This window comes from Lentzea sp. NPDC051208 (assembly GCF_040682435.1).
In the GTDB taxonomy this organism is placed as follows: Bacteria; Actinomycetota; Actinomycetes; order Mycobacteriales; family Pseudonocardiaceae; genus Lentzea; species Lentzea kristufekii.
Map to the genome: position 1 here is coordinate 115,359 of NZ_JBFBAW010000005.1, position 17,113 is coordinate 132,471.

At 69.6% G+C, this 17,113-nt stretch carries 20 protein-coding genes and 1 tRNA gene; 16 read left to right on the forward strand and 5 right to left on the reverse strand.

The window, feature by feature from the left end:
* The first annotated feature begins 1 nt into the window (after position 1).
* The 7 genes from AB0M48_RS13370 to AB0M48_RS13400 all read left to right on the forward strand — a co-directional run bounded on the left by AB0M48_RS13370 (position 2) and on the right by AB0M48_RS13400 (position 5,858).
* Positions 2 to 799, forward strand: a complete 798-nt coding sequence (locus AB0M48_RS13370; RefSeq protein ID WP_363840282.1) for a DeoR/GlpR family DNA-binding transcription regulator — start codon at positions 2 to 4, stop codon at positions 797 to 799.
* Positions 796 to 1,884: a galactose-1-phosphate uridylyltransferase gene (galT, locus tag AB0M48_RS13375; RefSeq protein ID WP_363840285.1), complete on the forward strand. Its 1,089-nt coding sequence runs from the start codon at positions 796 to 798 to the stop codon at positions 1,882 to 1,884. Before AB0M48_RS13370 ends, galT begins: the two co-directional genes overlap by 4 nt.
* Positions 1,885 to 2,154: 270 nt before the next feature.
* Entirely contained in the window at positions 2,155 to 3,441 is a 1,287-nt protein-coding gene (locus tag AB0M48_RS13380; protein WP_363840288.1) for a trypsin-like peptidase domain-containing protein, read from the forward strand.
* Positions 3,442 to 3,609: 168 nt separating this feature from the next.
* Complete coding sequence (locus tag AB0M48_RS13385; RefSeq protein ID WP_363840291.1) at positions 3,610 to 4,296, forward strand: response regulator transcription factor; 687 nt, start codon at positions 3,610 to 3,612, stop codon at positions 4,294 to 4,296.
* Between the two features lie 23 nt (positions 4,297 to 4,319).
* Positions 4,320 to 5,180 (forward strand): HAMP domain-containing sensor histidine kinase, encoded by an 861-nt coding sequence (locus tag AB0M48_RS13390; RefSeq protein ID WP_363841297.1) that lies wholly within the window; start codon positions 4,320 to 4,322, stop codon positions 5,178 to 5,180.
* A 5-nt stretch (positions 5,181 to 5,185) separates the two neighbouring features.
* Entirely contained in the window at positions 5,186 to 5,686 is a 501-nt protein-coding gene (locus AB0M48_RS13395) for a molybdenum cofactor biosynthesis protein B (RefSeq protein WP_089909148.1), read from the forward strand.
* Positions 5,673 to 5,858 (forward strand): hypothetical protein, encoded by a 186-nt coding sequence (locus AB0M48_RS13400; RefSeq protein WP_363840296.1) that lies wholly within the window; start codon positions 5,673 to 5,675, stop codon positions 5,856 to 5,858. The genes AB0M48_RS13395 and AB0M48_RS13400 overlap by 14 nt, the downstream gene beginning before the upstream one ends.
* Positions 5,859 to 6,333: 475 nt before the next feature.
* Here AB0M48_RS13400 and mscL read toward each other — a convergent pair whose 3' ends face one another.
* The 4 genes from mscL to AB0M48_RS13420 form a co-directional block, all read right to left on the reverse strand.
* Positions 6,334 to 6,774, reverse strand: a complete 441-nt coding sequence (gene mscL, locus AB0M48_RS13405; RefSeq protein WP_363840299.1) for a large-conductance mechanosensitive channel protein MscL — start codon at positions 6,772 to 6,774, stop codon at positions 6,334 to 6,336.
* Positions 6,774 to 7,328: an SAF domain-containing protein gene (locus AB0M48_RS13410; RefSeq protein WP_363840302.1), complete on the reverse strand. Its 555-nt coding sequence runs from the start codon at positions 7,326 to 7,328 to the stop codon at positions 6,774 to 6,776. Before AB0M48_RS13410 ends, mscL begins: the two co-directional genes overlap by 1 nt.
* A gap of 71 nt (positions 7,329 to 7,399) precedes the next feature.
* Complete coding sequence (locus AB0M48_RS13415) at positions 7,400 to 7,708, reverse strand: FmdB family zinc ribbon protein (protein ID WP_363840305.1); 309 nt, start codon at positions 7,706 to 7,708, stop codon at positions 7,400 to 7,402.
* Between the two features lie 94 nt (positions 7,709 to 7,802).
* The gene (locus AB0M48_RS13420; RefSeq protein ID WP_363840308.1) at positions 7,803 to 8,369 is read right to left on the reverse strand and encodes a 5-formyltetrahydrofolate cyclo-ligase; all 567 of its coding nucleotides are present in this window, start codon (positions 8,367 to 8,369) and stop codon (positions 7,803 to 7,805) included.
* 38 nt (positions 8,370 to 8,407) lie between these two features.
* Here AB0M48_RS13420 and AB0M48_RS13425 point away from each other — a divergent pair, with 38 nt between their 5' ends.
* The 9 genes from AB0M48_RS13425 to AB0M48_RS13465 all read left to right on the forward strand — a co-directional run bounded on the left by AB0M48_RS13425 (position 8,408) and on the right by AB0M48_RS13465 (position 16,355).
* Complete coding sequence (locus tag AB0M48_RS13425) at positions 8,408 to 9,292, forward strand: UTP--glucose-1-phosphate uridylyltransferase (RefSeq protein ID WP_319990041.1); 885 nt, start codon at positions 8,408 to 8,410, stop codon at positions 9,290 to 9,292.
* A gap of 17 nt (positions 9,293 to 9,309) precedes the next feature.
* On the forward strand, positions 9,310 to 10,533 hold the full coding sequence (gene glp, locus AB0M48_RS13430; protein WP_363840312.1) for a gephyrin-like molybdotransferase Glp: 1,224 nt from the start codon (positions 9,310 to 9,312) through the stop codon (positions 10,531 to 10,533).
* Positions 10,530 to 11,183, forward strand: coding sequence for a GNAT family protein (locus tag AB0M48_RS13435; RefSeq protein ID WP_363840315.1), 654 nt, complete (start codon positions 10,530 to 10,532; stop codon positions 11,181 to 11,183). The genes glp and AB0M48_RS13435 overlap by 4 nt, the downstream gene beginning before the upstream one ends.
* Before the next feature lie 156 nt (positions 11,184 to 11,339).
* The gene (glpR, locus tag AB0M48_RS13440) at positions 11,340 to 12,056 is read left to right on the forward strand and encodes a gephyrin-like molybdotransferase receptor GlpR (RefSeq protein ID WP_363840318.1); all 717 of its coding nucleotides are present in this window, start codon (positions 11,340 to 11,342) and stop codon (positions 12,054 to 12,056) included.
* Between the two features lie 57 nt (positions 12,057 to 12,113).
* Positions 12,114 to 12,186, forward strand: a tRNA-Ala gene (locus tag AB0M48_RS13445).
* Positions 12,187 to 12,305: 119 nt separating this feature from the next.
* The gene (locus AB0M48_RS13450; protein WP_363840321.1) at positions 12,306 to 13,028 is read left to right on the forward strand and encodes a hypothetical protein; all 723 of its coding nucleotides are present in this window, start codon (positions 12,306 to 12,308) and stop codon (positions 13,026 to 13,028) included.
* Between the two features lie 93 nt (positions 13,029 to 13,121).
* Positions 13,122 to 13,496 (forward strand): cupin domain-containing protein, encoded by a 375-nt coding sequence (locus tag AB0M48_RS13455; protein ID WP_030481326.1) that lies wholly within the window; start codon positions 13,122 to 13,124, stop codon positions 13,494 to 13,496.
* Positions 13,497 to 13,706: 210 nt separating this feature from the next.
* On the forward strand, positions 13,707 to 14,132 hold the full coding sequence (locus tag AB0M48_RS13460; protein WP_363840326.1) for a hypothetical protein: 426 nt from the start codon (positions 13,707 to 13,709) through the stop codon (positions 14,130 to 14,132).
* Between the two features lie 255 nt (positions 14,133 to 14,387).
* Entirely contained in the window at positions 14,388 to 16,355 is a 1,968-nt protein-coding gene (locus AB0M48_RS13465; protein ID WP_363840329.1) for a protein kinase, read from the forward strand.
* 142 nt (positions 16,356 to 16,497) lie between these two features.
* Here the strand turns inward: AB0M48_RS13465 and AB0M48_RS13470 are convergent, their stop codons facing one another.
* Entirely contained in the window at positions 16,498 to 17,100 is a 603-nt protein-coding gene (locus AB0M48_RS13470; RefSeq protein WP_363840332.1) for a hypothetical protein, read from the reverse strand.
* Positions 17,101 to 17,113: the final 13 nt, after the last annotated feature.

Below are 17,113 nucleotides of genomic sequence, written 5' to 3' on the forward strand. Positions count from 1 at the left end.
GGTGCTGGCACGTCAGCGGCAAGCGGTAATCATCGAAGAGGTCCGTCGTACGGGTGCGGTGCGCGTCAGCGACCTCGTCGTGCGGCTCGGCGTCTCGGACATGACCGTGCGCCGCGACCTCGACGTGCTCGCCGCGCGTGGCCTGGTGGAGAAGGTCTACGGCGGTGCGACGTCCGTCGTCGGGCGCTCGACCGACGAGCCCGGGTTCGAGGCCAAGTCGGTGCGGCAGCTGCCCGAGAAGGAGGCGATCGCGGCCGCTGCCGCGGGCCTCGTGCGTCCCGGCACCGCCATCGGCCTGTCCGCCGGCACGACGACGTGGACTTTAGCCCGGTTCCTGGACGACATCCCGGACCTGACCGTCGTCACGAACTCGATCCGCGTCGCGGACGTGCTGCAGCAGAGCGGGCGCACGGACCGCACGGTCGTGCTGACCGGCGGCGTGCGCACGCCGTCCGACGCGCTGGTGGGCCCCGTGGCCGTGCAGGCGCTGCGATCGCTGCACCTGGACGTGGTGTTCCTGGGCGTGCACGGCATGGCCGAGCGCTCCGGCTTCACGACCCCGAACCTCAACGAGAGTGAAACGGACCGGGCCCTCGTCGACGCGGCAGGACGCGTCGTCGTGGTCGCGGACCACGAGAAGTGGGGCACGGTCGGCATTTCCACGATCGCGGACCTCGACGAGGCGCACGTCCTGGTGACGGACGAGGGTTTGCCGGACGACGCGCGGGCGATCCTCTCCGAACAGGTCGGCGAGTTGGTGTTGGCTCATGTTCCGGGAAGTGACGAGGAGTTCGCGTGAGGCGTACCGCGGGAAAGCTGGCGGACGGCCGGGAGATCATCTACTTCGACGACAGCGCTGAGGCGCCACCGAGAGTTGCGGTGGACACCCGGGACCTTCCCGAGACCCAGCCGATGTCCGAAGTCCGGCTGGACCCGTTGACCCGCGAGTGGGTCGCCATGGCGGCTCACCGCCAGACACGCACGTACAAGCCGCCGGCGGACCTCTGCCCGTTGTGCCCGTCGACGCCGGGCCGGCCCACCGAGGTCCCCGAAGCCGACTACGACGTCGTCGTGTTCGAGAACAGGTTCCCCTCGCTGGCGCAGAACGTGCCGAACGTGCCGTCCACTGTGGATGGTGAGCCGCTGTTCGAGCGGGCGCCGGGCCGTGGGCGGTGTGAGGTCGTGTGCTTCACGTCGGACCACAACAAGTCGTTCGGCGAGCTCTCCGAGTCGCGCGTGCGCACCGTCGTGGACGCCTGGGCGGACCGCGTCGCCTACTTGTCAACGTTGCCAGGGGTCGAACAGGTCTTCCCGTTCGAGAACCGCGGCGAAGAGATCGGCGTGACGCTCTCGCACCCGCACGGCCAGATCTACGCCTATCCGTTCGTGACACCGCGCACCGAACGGATGCTCAACGCGGCCCTGGACTACTACGCCGAGCACGGGCGCCCGTTGTTCGGTGACGTGCTGGAGGCCGAGCTGCGCGCGGGCGCGCGCGTGATCGAGGAATCCGCGCACTGGGTCGCCTTCGTGCCCGCCGCCGCCCGCTGGCCCGTCGAGGTCGTGCTGGCCCCGCGGCGCCAGGTGCCCGACATCGCCGCGCTGTCCTCTGTGGAGCGCGACGACTTCGCGTCGCTCTACCTGTCGGTGCTGCACCGGCTGGACGCGCTCTACGACCGGCCGCTGCCCTACATCGCCGCCTGGCACCAGGCACCGGTCAACGCGGGCCGCGACGAGATGTGGCTGCACCTGCAGGTCTTCTCGGTGCTCAGGACGAAGGACAAGCTCAAGTACCTCGCGGGCTCGGAGTCCGGTGAGGCCGTGTGGATCAACGACGTGACGCCCGAGCAGATCGCCGAGCGCCTCCGGGGAACACACAACTAGCTCCCAGGCTGGTCTAAGGGTTCTCTCAGGACGGGCCGCGAGACTATGGCCATGACCGAGAGCAACAAGCCAGCGCCGCAGCCGGAAGAGTCCCCCTCCGTGCCGACGAGCGCCGGTCAGACAGACTCCGGCGCACGGGAGCAGGGCCCGTCGCTGCCGGATCCCGGCCAGCCGGATCCTTTGCAGGGGGGATCCGGCCAGGCTGGGGCACCCAGCGCCCCTGCGGGCCTGGGCGATCCGCCAGCCTCCTACTCTTCGGCCCAGCCGCAGGTGCCAGCACCTGACGCGGGTCAGGCGCAGCTCGGCGGGTCCGGACCCGGCCAGCAGCTTCCACCTCCAGGGTCCGGCCAACCTCACCCGCTCGGCCTCGGCGCCACGACCGCGCAGTTCGGCGCGGAGCCGCCCTTCGCAGGGCCTCCGCCGGGACCGCAGACGGGTCAGTACTACCTTCCGCCCGGCTACCAGTCGCCGCCCGTCCCGCCGCAGTCCAAGGGCCGCGGGAAGGTCGTGGCGGGCGTCGCGGCGCTCGTGCTGCTCGTGGGCGGGCTCTCCGGTGGCCTCGGCGGCTACCTGGGCTACAACTTCGCGAACGAGTCGTCGTCCGTGAGCTCCCTCGACACGCCCCGCCCGGCCTCGCAGACCTCGAACGCGCCCGCGGGCTCGGTCGAGGACGTGGCGAACAAGCTGCTGCCGTCCGTCGTCCAGATCCAGGTCGTGACGCGGTCCGGCGCCGGCGAGGGTTCCGGGTTCGTCATCTCCGGCAACGGCCAGATCGTGACGAACAACCACGTCATCGAGGGCGCTGCCTCCGGCGGAGAGATCAAGGTCGTGTTCCAGGACGGCAGGACGGCGTCCGCCAAGATCCTCGGCCGCGACCCGAGCTCCGACATCGCCGTCATCCAGGCCGAAGGCGTCTCCGGCCTGCCGATCGTCCAGCTCGGCAACTCCGGCGACATGAAGATCGGCCAGGGTGTCGTCGCGATCGGCTCGCCGTTCGAACTGTCCGGCACCGTCACCTCCGGCATCGTCAGCTCGGTGAACCGCCCGGTCTCGGCCGGCGGCGACGCCCGCAACTCGCAGGCGACCGTGCTGAACGCCATCCAGACCGACGCCGCGATCAACCCCGGCAACTCGGGCGGACCGCTGGTGAACATGCAGGGCCAGGTCGTCGGCATCAACTCCGCGATCTACAGCCCGAACTCCGCCGGGGGCCAGGCGGGGTCGGTCGGCATCGGCTTCGCGATCCCGATGGACCAGGCACGCCGCACGATCGACGAGATCGTGAAGACCGGCAAGCCCAAGCAGACGGTGCTCGGCGTGAAGGTCGAGTCGACCGAGCAGGGCGCCCGAATCTCCGAGATCACCTCCGGCGGTGCCGCGGAGAAGGCCGGGCTCAAGGCCGGAGACGTGATCACGAAGTTCGGTGACCGCCGCATCGACGAGTCGGACACGCTGGTGGCCGCCGTGCGGTCCAAGGCGCCCGGCGACAAGGTCACGATCACGCTGTCCGACAACAGGACGGTGGAAGCCACCCTCGACGGTGTCGAGGTGGGATAGGTCGGGGGACGCTCGGTGTCCGGCATCCGCCGCCCGCCGGAAACCGAGCGTGACGACCCCGGAGAGGCCCCTTGCTGTGCGCACCTGCCCCGCACACAGGAAGGGGCCTCTTCTTACGTCCTCGTGACAGACGGGGCCGTGCGGGGGTTCGTGGCTTAGCGTGGTGACGTGGTGGAACGGGTCCTGGTCGTCGACGACGACACGACGGTGCGCGACGTGGTGCGCCGCTACCTAGAACACGCCGGGTACGAGGTCGAGCTCGCCGGTGACGGGGAGCAGGCGCTGCGGCTGATGGGCGCGAGCGAGCCGGACATCGTGGTGCTGGACCTGATGCTGCCGGGCATCGACGGCCTCGAGGTGTGCCGGCGGATCCGGGAACGCGGGAGCACGCCCGTCGTCATGCTGACGGCGCTGGGCGAGGAAGAGGACCGCATCGCCGGGTTGCAGATCGGCGCGGACGACTACGTCACGAAGCCCTTCAGCCCGCGTGAGCTGGCGTTGCGCGTCTCGTCGGTGCTGCGGCGCTCGCATCGGGCCTACGAGCCGCGGGTGGTGCGGGACGGGAACCTCGTGCTGGACGTGGCCGCGCACACCGCGACGCTGGACGGGCGGCCGTTGCAGCTGACGACCCGCGAGTTCGACCTGCTGGCGTTCTTCATCGGCAACGCGGGCAAGGCGTTCGGGCGGTCGGAGCTGCTGGAGCGGGTGTGGGGCTGGCAGTTCGGCGACCAGTCGACCGTGACCGTCCACGTGCGACGGTTGCGGGAGAAGATCGAGGAGGACCCGGCGAAGCCCCGGCGGCTGAGCACGGTGTGGGGCGTCGGCTACAGGTATGACCCGTGTTCGATCGACTGAGCCGCGTCTCCCTCACCACCGCGATGACCGTCATGGTCATCGTGCCGGTGGTCGCGACCATCGCCGGCGTGCTGGTGGTCAGCGGGTTCATGTTCACGCCGATGCTCAACGCCACGCTCATGGCGTGCGTGCTGGTCGGGGTGGTCACCGTGCCGTTCTCGATCATGCTGGGCCGGGCGATCGCCCGGCGCACCATGTGGGAGCGCGAGGCCGAGGCGGCGCGGCGGCAGCTGGTGGCGTGGATCAGTCACGACCTGCGGACGCCGTTGGCCGGGATCCGGGCGATGACCGAGGCGCTGGAGGACGGGGTCGTCTCCGAGCCGGGTGAGGTCGCCGTCTACGCCAAGCAGATCGCCCTGGAGGCCGACCACCTCTCGAAGCTGGTGGACGACCTGTTCCAGCTCTCGCGGATCACCGCGGGCGCGTTGAACCTGCCGATGCACGACGTGGCCTTGGCCGACGTGGTCAGCGACGTGGTCGCCGCGTCCCGTCCGGTCGCCGCGCGCGAGGGTGTCGAACTGCGCGCGGACGCTCGCGCGTGGCCGGTCGTGAAGGGCTCTGATCCGGAACTGATGCGTGTCGTGCGCAACCTTGTGTCCAACGCCGTCCGCCACACGCCGGAGGGCGGCTCGGTGGCCGTCCAGGTCGATGTGGACGGACCTGAAGCGGTGGTGCGGGTGGACGACGCGTGCGGCGGCATACCCGATGACGTGCTGCCACAGGTCTTCGACGTCGGATTCCGCGGCTCGTCCGCACGCAATCCGTCCGGTGCGGGACTGGGTCTTTCCATCGCGCGGGGCCTCGTCGAGGCGCACCACGGGCGAGTCGGCGTCCAGAACCACGGTCCTGGCTGCCGCTTCGAAGTCAGACTCCCGCTACGGTGATCGGTATGGAACGCAGCGCGCAGCGCCTTGGCCGCGCTTTGGTCGTGATCGTGGACGACCGGGTGGCGCACGGCGAGCAGGACGACAACTCCGGGCCTCTCGTCACCGAACTCCTGGAAGAAGTGGGCTTCATCGTCGACGGCACCGTCGCGGTCGAGGGTGAGGTGGTCGACATCCGGGCCGCTCTCAACACGGCCGTCATCGGTGGCGTCGACCTCGTGGTCACCGTGGGCGGCACAGGCGTGTCCCCGCGCGACGTCACCCCCGACGCCACGCAGGGCGTGCTCGACCGGCCGATCCACGGCATCGCGGAAGCCCTCAGGGCGTCCGGGCTGGCCGCGGGTGCGGTCGACGCGGGCATCTCGCGCGGCCTCGCCGGTGTCTCCGGCAGCACGCTCGTCGTGAACCTCGCGGGCTCACGCTCCGCGGTCCGCGACGGCATGGCAACGCTGTCGGCTCTGGTGCCCTACGTGATCGAACAGCTGAGTGGTCTTGACGAAGAGTGAGTCGCCGAAGCCGGCCGACGACGACGCCGCAGCGCGTCGTCGCCGGTTGGCCGAGGTGTTCGGCGACGTGCTCCCGGAGACGACGTCGGACGAGCGCGGTGGTGGCGGGGGTTCCCCGGACGACCGCGAGGCCTGGTACCGGGAGAACAGGCCGCCGCATCACGGCGGTTGACGCGGTTGTGGCGGGTGTTGCTTTCGGGCTCTGCCTGTGTGGCTGAACGGCTTGGGCGTGTTGCTGGCGGGCTGACATTGCAGACGTCTGGCGTGTGGGCCGTTCGACGCGGTGGTGGCGGCGCTGTTCGGCCTTCGGGTCCCGCCGTCGGTGCTGAGAGACTCAGACGTGTGCTGCGGGCCGCCGATGCTCGGCGTGCGGGTCGTGTTGACGCGCCCCGCTGAGGGCGCTACCCGGACTTCGCCGGTACGACTGAACTCGTACACGCCGCAGGTGGCTGCTGACTGTCCGAGCGTGGGTGCCGGAGTCGTCGGTGCGCCCGAAAGACTTCGAGGTCCTGAAGGCCTCGGCTCACGGTCTGCGGGTCAGGATTCGCCGGTCTCGCCGCGCAGTCGACTGCTTGGCCAGGACAAAGCGCGCGGGACCGCGGTGGAGCGGCGGGTGCGCGCTTCGTCTCGGCGGGGACGGATGGAGATCAGATCGCGGGACCGCGGCGGTCCGGCGCCGTGTTCTGCACCGGGGTGGTCTGCTGCTGGTTCGCGAGCAGGTCGCGGATCTCGAGCAGCACCTCGACGTTCGTCGGCTCGGACGGGCCGGCCTCCTCGCCCCTCTTGCGGCGCTCCTGGATCTTCTGGATCGGCAGCACCAGGACGAAGTAGACGACAGCGGCCACGATCACGAAGTTGATCGCGGCGTTGATGACGTTGCTGAAGTCGAGGTACGTGTCCTCCTTGCCTGACCGGATGTAGAAGCCGAGGCCCTTCGTCTCGGCGCTGCCGAGCGAGGCGATGAGCGGCTTGATGAGGCTTGTGGTGAACGCGGTGACGATCGCGGTGAACGCCGTGCCGATGACCACGGCCACAGCCAGGTCGACGACGTTCCCACGCATCAGAAAGTCTTTGAATCCCTTCAGCATCAGCGGAGAGTAACGGCTAATGCATGATCCAGTGACATCGCGGCCACACGAGTTGCATTAAGTCTCGGCAACGTGAGCACGACGACTTGGCCGCGTGTCTCGCGCACCGCCGCGTTCTCCGCGAGCACCTCGCCGGACGACGACACCACGTCGACCCGGCTGCCCAGCCGCACCACGTCGGCGAGGCCCTGGTCAGCCACCCGGACGGCGACCGACGCCTGCTCTTCGGAGGTGCTCGCGAGGTCGAAGTCCGTCAACGGGACGCCTGCGCGCGCAGGGGACGCCAGCGCTCTGCCCACCAGCTCGGCGGGATCGGGGAAGGTCCCCACCACGGGTGAGGCCAGCGAGACCAGCCGGAGGTCGGAGGCGGACAACGACACGCCTGCCGGCAGATCTCTGGCCGCGACCACCGCCGGATGGCCCACGTCGGGCCAGAAGAACGTCAACAGCCCTATCAGGGCCAGGCCCAGGGCCAGAAAACGGCGCCACGCAACGGAAGGGCGGCGGCGGGACAGCGTGCGGACCCGGTCCAGAACGGTCGTGGAAAGGCTCATGCCTCCGACCGTAGGGTGGTCGGAGGCAGGTTGGACGGGGCTGAGCGCAAGTTGTGGACAACTCGCGATCTTCAGGACGCGGCGGCCGCCGGAGCGCTCGTCGAGGCCTTCGAGTCCGATGAGGACTTCGTGTCCGAGGACTTCTTCTCGGACGGCTTCGAGTCCGAAGAGGACGTCGTGGACGCCGCACTCTTGGCCGCGCCCGACCGGCTGTCCGTGCGGTAGAAGCCGCTGCCCTTGAAGACGACGCCGACGGCGCCGAAGAGCTTGCGCAGCTTGCCCGAGCACTCGGGGCACTCGGTGAGGGAGGCGTCGCTGAACGACTGCACCGCCTCGAACCGGTGCTCACACGCGGTGCAGGCGTACTGGTACGTAGGCACTGGGTTTGCTCCTAGCTCTGGCACTCGACCGTTGTGAGTGCCAACACGATTTTCGCTCAGGACCTTCCCGGAGCGCAAACATGCCAGGTCAAAGTCACAGCCATCGCAGGCCTGCCGAGGGCGTCAGCACGCCGTTCATCCGCACGTCGTGAGGTTCGCCGGGCACCTCGGCGAGCACCTCGCAGTCCCGCACGACACCCACCAGCGGGGCTGTGACCAGCGGCAACGAGCGGTCGTAGTGGCCCTGCCCCTTCCCGATCCGCACCCCGTCCACCGACACGGCCAGCGCGGGCACGAGCACCAGCGACGCTCCAGCGATCGCCGAGGCGCCGAGCCGGGGACCGGTGGGCTCCAGCAGCTTGAACCCGGCGGGCGCGAGCGCGGACGGCCCGTCGTACACCGCCCAGTCCAGCGGCGAGTCGCCCGTCACGATCGGCAGCAGCACCCGGCACCGCAGCCCGTCGAGCCACGACGCGTCACCGGGCTCCGATCCGACCGGCAGGAACGCGCACACCGTCTGATCAGGCGTGACGTCCAGGGCGGCGACGTGCGCGGCCAGCGCGGCGGCTTCGGAGGCGCGGACTTCGGCCGGCAGGGAGCGCCGCGAGGCCAGCAACCGTGAACGCAACGTGGCCTTACGGTCACGAAGATCGGACGTCATGATGGGTATCCCTCGGTATGTCGTTAGCATCGCAGCCCATGAGCAGCGCCTTCCACACCGCTATCGTGCCCGCGGCCGGTCTGGGCACCCGTTTCCTCCCCACGACCAAAGCCGTGCCGAAGGAACTGCTGCCCCTCGTGGACACCCCCGCCATCGAGTACGTGGCGCGCGAGGCGGCCGAGGCCGGCGCCAAGAAGCTGGTCATCGTGACGTCGCCGGAGAAGGCGGCGGTCGCGAACTACTTCGACGCGAACCCCGAACTCGAGGAGACGCTGGCCGCGCGCGGCAAGGCCGACCTCGTCGAGAAGATCCAGCGCGCTCCCAAGCTGATCAAGGCGGAGACCGCGATCCAGGAGCAGGCGCTCGGCCTGGGCCACGCCGTCGGCTGTGCCGAGGGCAACCTGACCGGCGAGGACGAGGCCGTCGCGGTGCTGTTGCCCGACGACATCATCCTGCCGACCGACGCCCTGAAGAAGATGGCGAAGGTCCGCGAGGAGAAGGGCGGCAGCGTCCTGCTGGCGTTCGACATCCCGCGCGAGCAGATCTCCGCGTACGGAGTGTTCGACGTCCGCGACACCGGCAACGACGACGTCAAGCAGGTCGTCGGCATGGTCGAGAAGCCGAAGCCGGAGGACGCTCCGTCGACGTTCGCGGCCGCCGGGCGCTACCTCCTCGACCGGGCGATCTTCGACGCGCTCAAGCGCATCACGCCCGGCGCGGGCGGGGAGCTGCAGCTCACCGACGCCATCGCGTTGCTGATCAACGAGGGTCACCCGGTGCACGTCGTGGTCCACCGCGGCGGGCGACACGATCTTGGTAATCCCGCCGGATTCCTGCGGGCTGCGGTTGACTTCGCACTCAACACCCCGGAGTACGGACCCGATCTGCGTGAGTGGTTGCGGGAACGCCTCGACAACTCCTGAGCGCGAGGACCAATCACATGAGGTCAGTGGACGAGCAGCTCGCTCGGGTGATCGCGGCCGCGGTGCGGCCCGCACCCGTGCGGGTGGCGATCTCGGAGTCGCAGGGCCTGCTCTGCGCCGAGGAGGTCGTCGCGGAACGCGCGTTGCCCGGCTTCGACCAGGCCGCCGTGGACGGCTACGCGGTGCGCAGCGTCGACGTGTCCGGCGCGAACGCGAGCCCCGTGCAGCTGCCGGTCGTGGGTGAGATCCCGGCCGGCTCCCGGCAGCCGCGCAGGCTGCAGCCCGGCCAGGCCGTGCGGATCGCGACCGGCGCGCCGCTGCCCACGCTGGCCGACGCGGTCGTGCCGCTCGGGTACACCGACGGCCACCAGGCCAAGGTGACGGTCAGCCGCAGCGTGCCGTCCGCCGGGTTCGTCCGCCGCACCGGCGAGGACGTGCAGACCGGCGACGTCGCCGTCCGCCGCGGCGCGTCCATCGGTGCTGCTCAGGTGGGTCTGCTGGCCGCTGTAGGACGCAACAAGGTGCTCGTGCACCCACGTCCGCGCGTGTCCGTGATCTCGCTCGGCGAGGAGCTCGTCGACGTCGACCGCACGCCCGGCCAGGGCCAGGTCTACGACGTGAACTCGTACGCACTGTCCGCCGCCGCACGCGACGCGGGCGCCGAGGTCAGCCGGGTCGGCATCATGTCGGCCGACCCGCGCCGGCTGCGCGAGGTGATCGAGGGCAGGCTGCTGCTCTCCGAGATCGTCGTCATCGCCGGTGGCGTGGGCGGCACGGTCGGCGACGAGGTCAGGGCCGCGATCACGGACCTGGGCGACATGGACGTCACCCGCGTCGCCATGCACCCCGGCTCGGCGCAGGGCTTCGGCCGGCTCGGCCCGGACGCCGTGCCGACGTTCCTGCTGCCCGCGAACCCGATGAGCGCGCTCGTCGTGTTCGAGGTGCTGGTCAGGCCCCTGATCAGGGCGGCGCTGGGCAAGAAGAACCCGTACCGCCGCGCCGTCAGCGCACGCCTGCTGTCGCCGCTGCAGTCGACCAAGGGGCGCCGGGGCTTCCTGCGCGGCCAGCTGCTGCGCGACGCGGACAACGGCGAGTACCTGGTGCAGCCGCTCGGCACGTCCGGGTCGCACCTGCTCGCGTCACTGGCCGAGGCCAACTGCCTGATCATGGTCGAGGAGGACGTCACCGAGATCTCCGTCGGCGAAGAGGTGCTGGTCAGCTTCCTTGCGCAGCGTGGATGAGCGTTTTCGCCGATCTGGGCAGACACCCCGGCTGGCCGGTCCGGCTGGGGCCTCTCCAGGTGCGCGCGGGAACCGTCGAACTGCGCGGGCCGAGGCTCTTCGACGGCGGTAAGTGGTCGAGGCTGCGCATCCGCGACCGCGCCTACCTCGAACAATGGGAACCGACGGCGCAGGAGGGCTGGGACGAGCGCAACGCGACGCTGTCCTGGCCCGCGCAGTGGTCGTCGTTGCGCGGCATGGCCCGGCGCGGCACCACGCTGCCGTTCATGATCCTCGTGGACGGCGAGGTCGCCGGTCAGATCACGGTCGGCAACATCGTGCGCGGCTCGTTGCTGTCCGCCTGGATCGGCTATTGGGTAGCCGCTGATCGGGCGGGAGGCGGCGTCGCAACGGCGGCCGTGGCGTTGCTCACCGATCACGCTTTCCGCGGCGCTGGTCTGCACCGGCTCGAAGCCACCGTCCGTCCCGAGAACGGCGCCTCGATCCGCGTGCTCACGAAGTCCGGGTATCGCGAGGAAGGCCTCTTCAAGCGTTATCTGGATGTTGCCGGGCAGTGGCGCGACCACCTCTGCTTCGCGCTCACGACCGAAGAGGTCCCGGATGGCCTAGTGCGCCGTTTGGTCGCACGCGGAGAGGCCCGTCTTCCCTGACGTCCGCTTCCATTTGCCGTAATCACTTCACCCGAAAGTGGGTGATACACCACACTTTGGTACGCACCGAGTTCGGCGTGCCTCCGAGACAGGTGTGACTGTTGTGACTAGCGTGGTTGACAGCACCACGCGTGGGCCGGGGGAGGTGAACGGGGAATGCCGAGTTCGCTGATCATCGTTGCGCTGGTCGTCGCCTGGCTCGTGGTCCTCGTCCCCATGTTGGCCCGCAAGCGCCAGGAGAGTGCGCGCAGCGTGGGGGAGGAGTACGACGCCATGCCAGATGCCGAGTACGACGACATCCACGACATCGACGACGACTACTTCGACGAGGAGGAGTACGTCGAGCGCCCGTTCCGGCGTGGCCGTGGTGGCTACGACCCGGAAGCCGCCGTCCTGGTGGCGCAGGCGAAGTACGCGTTCCGCCGCAGAGTGGTGGCCTTCCTCCTGATCGCCGCCGTGGTGTCGGGAGTCGTCGCCGGAGTGTTCTACGCGAAGCTCTGGTACGGACACGCCGCGCTCGACCTGCTGCTCGTCGGCTACCTGACGTACCTGCGCCGCCAGGTGCGGATCGAAGAGGAGATCCGCGCCCGCCGGCTCGCCCGCCTGCAGCAGGTGCGCCGCCGCCGTGAGACGGGCCCGCAGCAGCAGGAGACGCCGGCCGTCGTCGCCGAGATCCCGCAGCAGGCCGCCGAGGAGTCCGAGACCACCCAGGTCGAGGTCGTCGACGACGGGCCCGCGCTGCCGCCGCTGCCGCGCTTCGAGCACCGCGTTCTTCCGGGCACCATCCCGGTCGACTCCGACGACGAGGACCCGGTCTTCGTCGAGTTAGACGGACTGGAGTCGCTGCGGTACCGAGGTGCTGTCGGGGCTTAGGAGGGGGTGGTGAAACACCCCTTCTGGGACTGCTATAGTTCTCTCGTAACACCGCAAGGGGCTGTAGCACAGTTGGTAGCGCGTCTCGTTCGCATCGAGAAGGTCAGGGGTTCGATTCCCCTCAGCTCCACGTAAGAAGAGAGCCGGTGGTCATAGCGACCACCGGCTCTCTTCTATTGCGTGGTCAGTAACTCGTTCGGCCGTTCCTCCGGCGGCGGATATCTTCTGCGCGTGAACAATCTTGGGGGATTGAAAGCTGTATTCGTCGTGTGCGCGGCTCTTGCCGCCGTCAGCTGCTCCACGGGTTCGGGAGACCAGCAGGCGACGACGCAGGAGAAGCACTTCGACGTGACGGGCTGGGGCAAGCTGAAGCCCGGAATGTCCAAACAGGACGCACTGGCGACCGGTGAGCTCGGTGCGACCGCCGCCGGCAAGACCGGCGACTGCGAGGACTACCGCTACCAGGGCGCGCCGGTGCCCGATCCGAAGCAGCTCGCGGAAGACGCCGAGATCGAGCAGAAGTACGAGGCCGCGAAGAAGGCGGCGGACGACGCCGACGCGGCGGTCGGTCCCGCGCCAGGTGCGAACGCGGGTGCCGCGGCCTATGCCGCCCACGCTGAGAAGCTCGCCGCGGCCGCGGAGGCGGGGGCCAAGTCGGTCGAGCTCTCCGCGGAGTCCACGAAGCGCATCGCCGCGCGGGCCGAGGCGCGCGAGGCCAACGGTGGTGTCCTGTTCGCCGGCGACAAGATCCGGATGATCGTGCCGCCGCCGGGGGCCACGACGGCGAAGAACATCGGCAAGGGCGCCACGGTCGAGCAGCTCAAGGCGGCCTACCCGAACGCCGTGGACAAGGACAGCAAGGGCTTCGAGGTGCCGGTGCCCGATCAGCAGGGCGTCGTGCTGAGCTTCCACTTCACCGACGGGAAGCTGACGACGTTCCTGCTGTTCAACGGTGAGGCCGAATGCGGCTGAACTGAGTGAGTCCGGGCCGCCCGCAGTAATGTGGGCGGCCCTTTCGCCTATATAACGGCCGTAAGCTCGTTCGGCTCCCGAAAGGCTGTTCCCATGAGCGACGTGCCGCAGGACAAGGTCACGGTCCTGTCCGCCGAAGCCCTCGCCCAGCTGAAGGCGTTCCCGTTGCACGGCGACGAACGGCTGCAGAACAAGCTGCTGTGGAAGTCGCCGAGCGGCGACACCATCGTCGGCCTGATCCAGATGGCGCCGGGCGCGCGCGACGTCGGCCACAACCACCCGTCGGCGACGCAGCACACGTGGGTCATCGACGGCACCGTGAGCATCGGCGGGGTGGAGGCGACGGCGGGCTCGTACGCGTTCGTGCCGCCGGGCGTCGACCACGAGACCGTGGCGGGCGACGAGCCGGTCACGATGTTCTACGTCTACCAGCCGTTCGCTCCCGAGCACGACCACCACGACCACTGAGGAGTTAATGCTCGTTTTTCGTGCTCACCCACCCGTGGGGTGAAGTTCGGTGATCAACGCGGCGTCCACAAATAGTTTTGTCTCATGAGATCTGTGGTCGCCGCGTTATTACTCGGGGCCGTCACCTCCAGCGGTGCAGCGGCGTCGACCGAAGCCCCTGCCGCCCGGTGCACGGCCGCCCGTCCTGTCGTCTCCAGCACGGAGACAGCTGTGGAAGCGCGCGTTCTCACCGGCTGCACGGCCGGTGAGCTCGTCGTCTTCCGGGCCGCCCTGACCTTCCGTGCTCACGGCACGGCCTGCACCGCTGTCTCCGAGGAACTCGAAGCGGACCCGGCCACCGAGCCGCAGTGGATCCGCACCCGCCTGGAACTGGCCTGCGCACCCGGTGAGAAGGGCCTGCTCGGCTCGCAGATCACCGTTGAGATGCACGACCAGAACACCCGCGTCGCCACCTACGGTCTCGGCGACTCCTACGTGGAGCGCAACCCGGCCGCGCGGCACCTGTGGACCGTCGAGTTCATCGCGGGTCTCGGTGACCTGCCGGTGGCCCCCGATCCGGCCGGCCGAAACGCCGGCGCGTCGTCGGGCCGCGGCAGTTCCCGCACCTTCTCCGATCACCAGGTTCACGACGGCTGACGTCGTATTTCCACCCGTTCGCCAGGTGTCCGCTCGTCCTGCCTTCGATAACGAAATGCGCAGAACGGGCGACCTCTGTCAACGGAGCCGTCCATCGCAACGTGTTAGAGCCAAGAGGCTCAACGCGAGCCGGACGGAGGTACAACGCGGTGATCAAGGAAAGGGTTGCTGTGGCGTCAACCGCAAACCAATCACGCACCGTACGCTGACAGACCGCCTAGGCTGGGGGTGATCTCGGAAGGGGTGGTGTGAGTCGTGGGGCTCGCTGAGTCCTTGCTCACGTGGCTGCACGGCTTCGTGGGTGCGAGTGTCTGCCCCGGTGACTGGGTGTGGACCACCACGGCGCTCGGTGCGGTGCTCGGGTTGTTCCCGACGATCGGGGCGCTGCTGTCCATCGCGGTGCGCCGGGTGGTCGGCAACTCCTACGGACCCGTGACCGGTGCCATCTTCACCGTGCTCGGCGTCGCCAGCTGCCTGGTGCTGCCGTGGCTCGTCATGCGCGGCACGGTGCAGGGTCTGTCCGGTCGCGACATCCCCGGATCGGCCTCCCTCGACGAGTCCACCTGCTTCGGGACGTTCTCCCAGGGCAGCTACCTGGTCGACGGGGCGCCGTCGATCATCGGCGTGATCCAGCGGCCGACGGAGCAGCCGCTGTTCCTGGCCGCCGCGGGCATCACGGCGGCGCTCGCGCTGCTGTGCCTGCTGTTCGTCATGCTGCAGTCAGGCTCGGCGTTCCGGCTCGGGCCGAACTGGCCGCGCCGGGTGTTCTGGCCGATGTTCCTGGTACTGCTGGTGACGACGTCGGCATTCCCCGTAACGCTCGTCGGCCATGTGCTCCTCGGGTTTCTGCCGATTGCGATAATCGGCTCACTCGTCGTGCGGATTTTCGGGTTGACTACCGCCATGCTGAACCGCCCCGGCCGCGACCGGTCCCAGGACCGGAACCCGCAGAGCTCGCCGCCACCGCAGCCGGTGGCACGCAAGCCCCAGCCTCAGAACAACCAGCTTCCGGCCGGTCAGCCGCAGAAGAAGGCGCCGACCAAGCCGATCACGGCAGCGCAGCACCAGCCGCCGCACAACCCGGGCCAGAACCCGCCGCCGTACCAGCCGGCGCAGGTGCCGAAGTACCAGCCGGCGCCCATGAACCGGCCGATGCGCCCGGTGACGCAGCCGCAGAACCAGCCGCCGCGCCAGTACCCGCCGACGCGCGTCGCCGAGGTCCTGCCGCAGCCGGGTCCTCCGCAGCAGCCGTCGAACCCGGCGGTGCTCGCGGACACGCCGGGCCCGCTGCCGTTCGGTCCGGGCGCGGCCAACGCCGAGTCGCCCGCGCCGGTGCAGAAGTCGGGCAAGGTCTGGAACCCCGGCAACGGCAGGTTCCGCCGCGTCCGCCAGCTCGGTTCCGGCGGCTTCGGCACGGTCTGGCTGGCCGTGGACGAGCAGCTCGACCGCACGGTGGCGGTGAAGCTCGCGCACGCCCCGGACAACGACACCGAGGCGCGGATGCTCCGCGAGGCACGAGCCCTGGCCGCGGTCCGGCACCCGAACTGCGTGCGGGTCTTCGACATCGTCCAGGACCCGGACGGCCTCGCCCTGGTCATGGAGTACATCGAGGGCGCCTCGCTGTCCGAGACGGTCCTGAAGAACGGCCTGATCGACGACAAGCTCGCCGCACGCCTCTGGCTGAACATGGCCGACGCGCTGGCGGCGGCACACGACCGGGGCGTCCTGCACCGCGACGTGAAGCCGTCCAACGTCATCGTCGACAACCAGGGCACCGCGCACCTGATCGACTTCGGCATCGCCCGCTCCAAGGGCGACAGCACCCTCACGGCCACCGGCATGATGGTCGGCACCCCGGACTTCCTCGCCCCGGAGACGGCCCGCGGCGAGACGGCGTCCCCGGCGTCGGACTCCTGGCAGCTGGCCGCCACGGTCTCCTACGCCCTGACCGGCCACCCGCCGCGCGGCTCCCGCGAGAACCCGATCTCCTCGCTGATGGCCGCGGCCCAGGGCGAACCGATCACCAAGCTGCCGCAGAACAGCAAGCACGCGCGGCTCCTGCTCGCGGCGATGGACCCCGAACCGGGGCGCCGTCCGTCGCTCGCCCAGGTGCGCGGGCAGCTGTCGCAGTTCCTCGACCAGGAGGGCATGAGCAAGGAAGGCCCGGTCACCAAGATGATCAGCAAGCCGACGCCGCCGCCCACGAGGCACATGCCGATGTAGGCATCCGGGTGAACGTGGGACCGGTCGGTAACGGTGGTTCACCGTTCAACGACCTAAGCCGTGGTTCACCCGGAAGGCCTCGGCATCTCACGGGATGCCACGCGAAGAGTGGTGAGGCGGTTTCCGCCGATCGCCTCACCACTCACCTTCGGCCGTTCGGCCGCAACCTCTTGCGCAGCAGCAGGAACACACCGGCCGCGCCGGCGACGACGAGTCCGGCGACCCACACGGGCAAGGGCTTTCCCGACGACTCCTCCGGCACCACCGCGGCGGCCGGGGCGGGTGAGGCGGAGACCTCGAGTTCCGGCAGTGGCGGCGCGATCTCCTGCCACGGCGACGGGCCGTCCACGGTTCTCTGCACCCTCTGCGGGTCCACCGGCTTCACCAGCAACGTGCCCGGCACGGTCAGCGTGCCCAGCGGGTGCTCCGGGAACACGCCCTGCACGCCGAACACCTCGTACGCGCCGGCGGGCAGGGAGAACGTCACGGCGTAGTGCGCGGGTTCGCCCAGCGCGACGCCGACGAAGTCCCGCGTGTCCGGCCCGGACTTGAAGCGCAGCCCCGTCTTGCCGAGGTCGCCGGAGAACGGATGGGTGCCGTGCTGGAGCACCCAGTAGCCGACCGTGTGGGTCACGGAGGGCTGGATCGACGGCACCGGGTCGACGTACGTGACCGCCCAGCCGCCCGCGAGCGCACTCGGTGCGCTGATCAGCAGGAAAGCGCACAACAACGCCAGAATCCTCATGGCGCGAGTACAC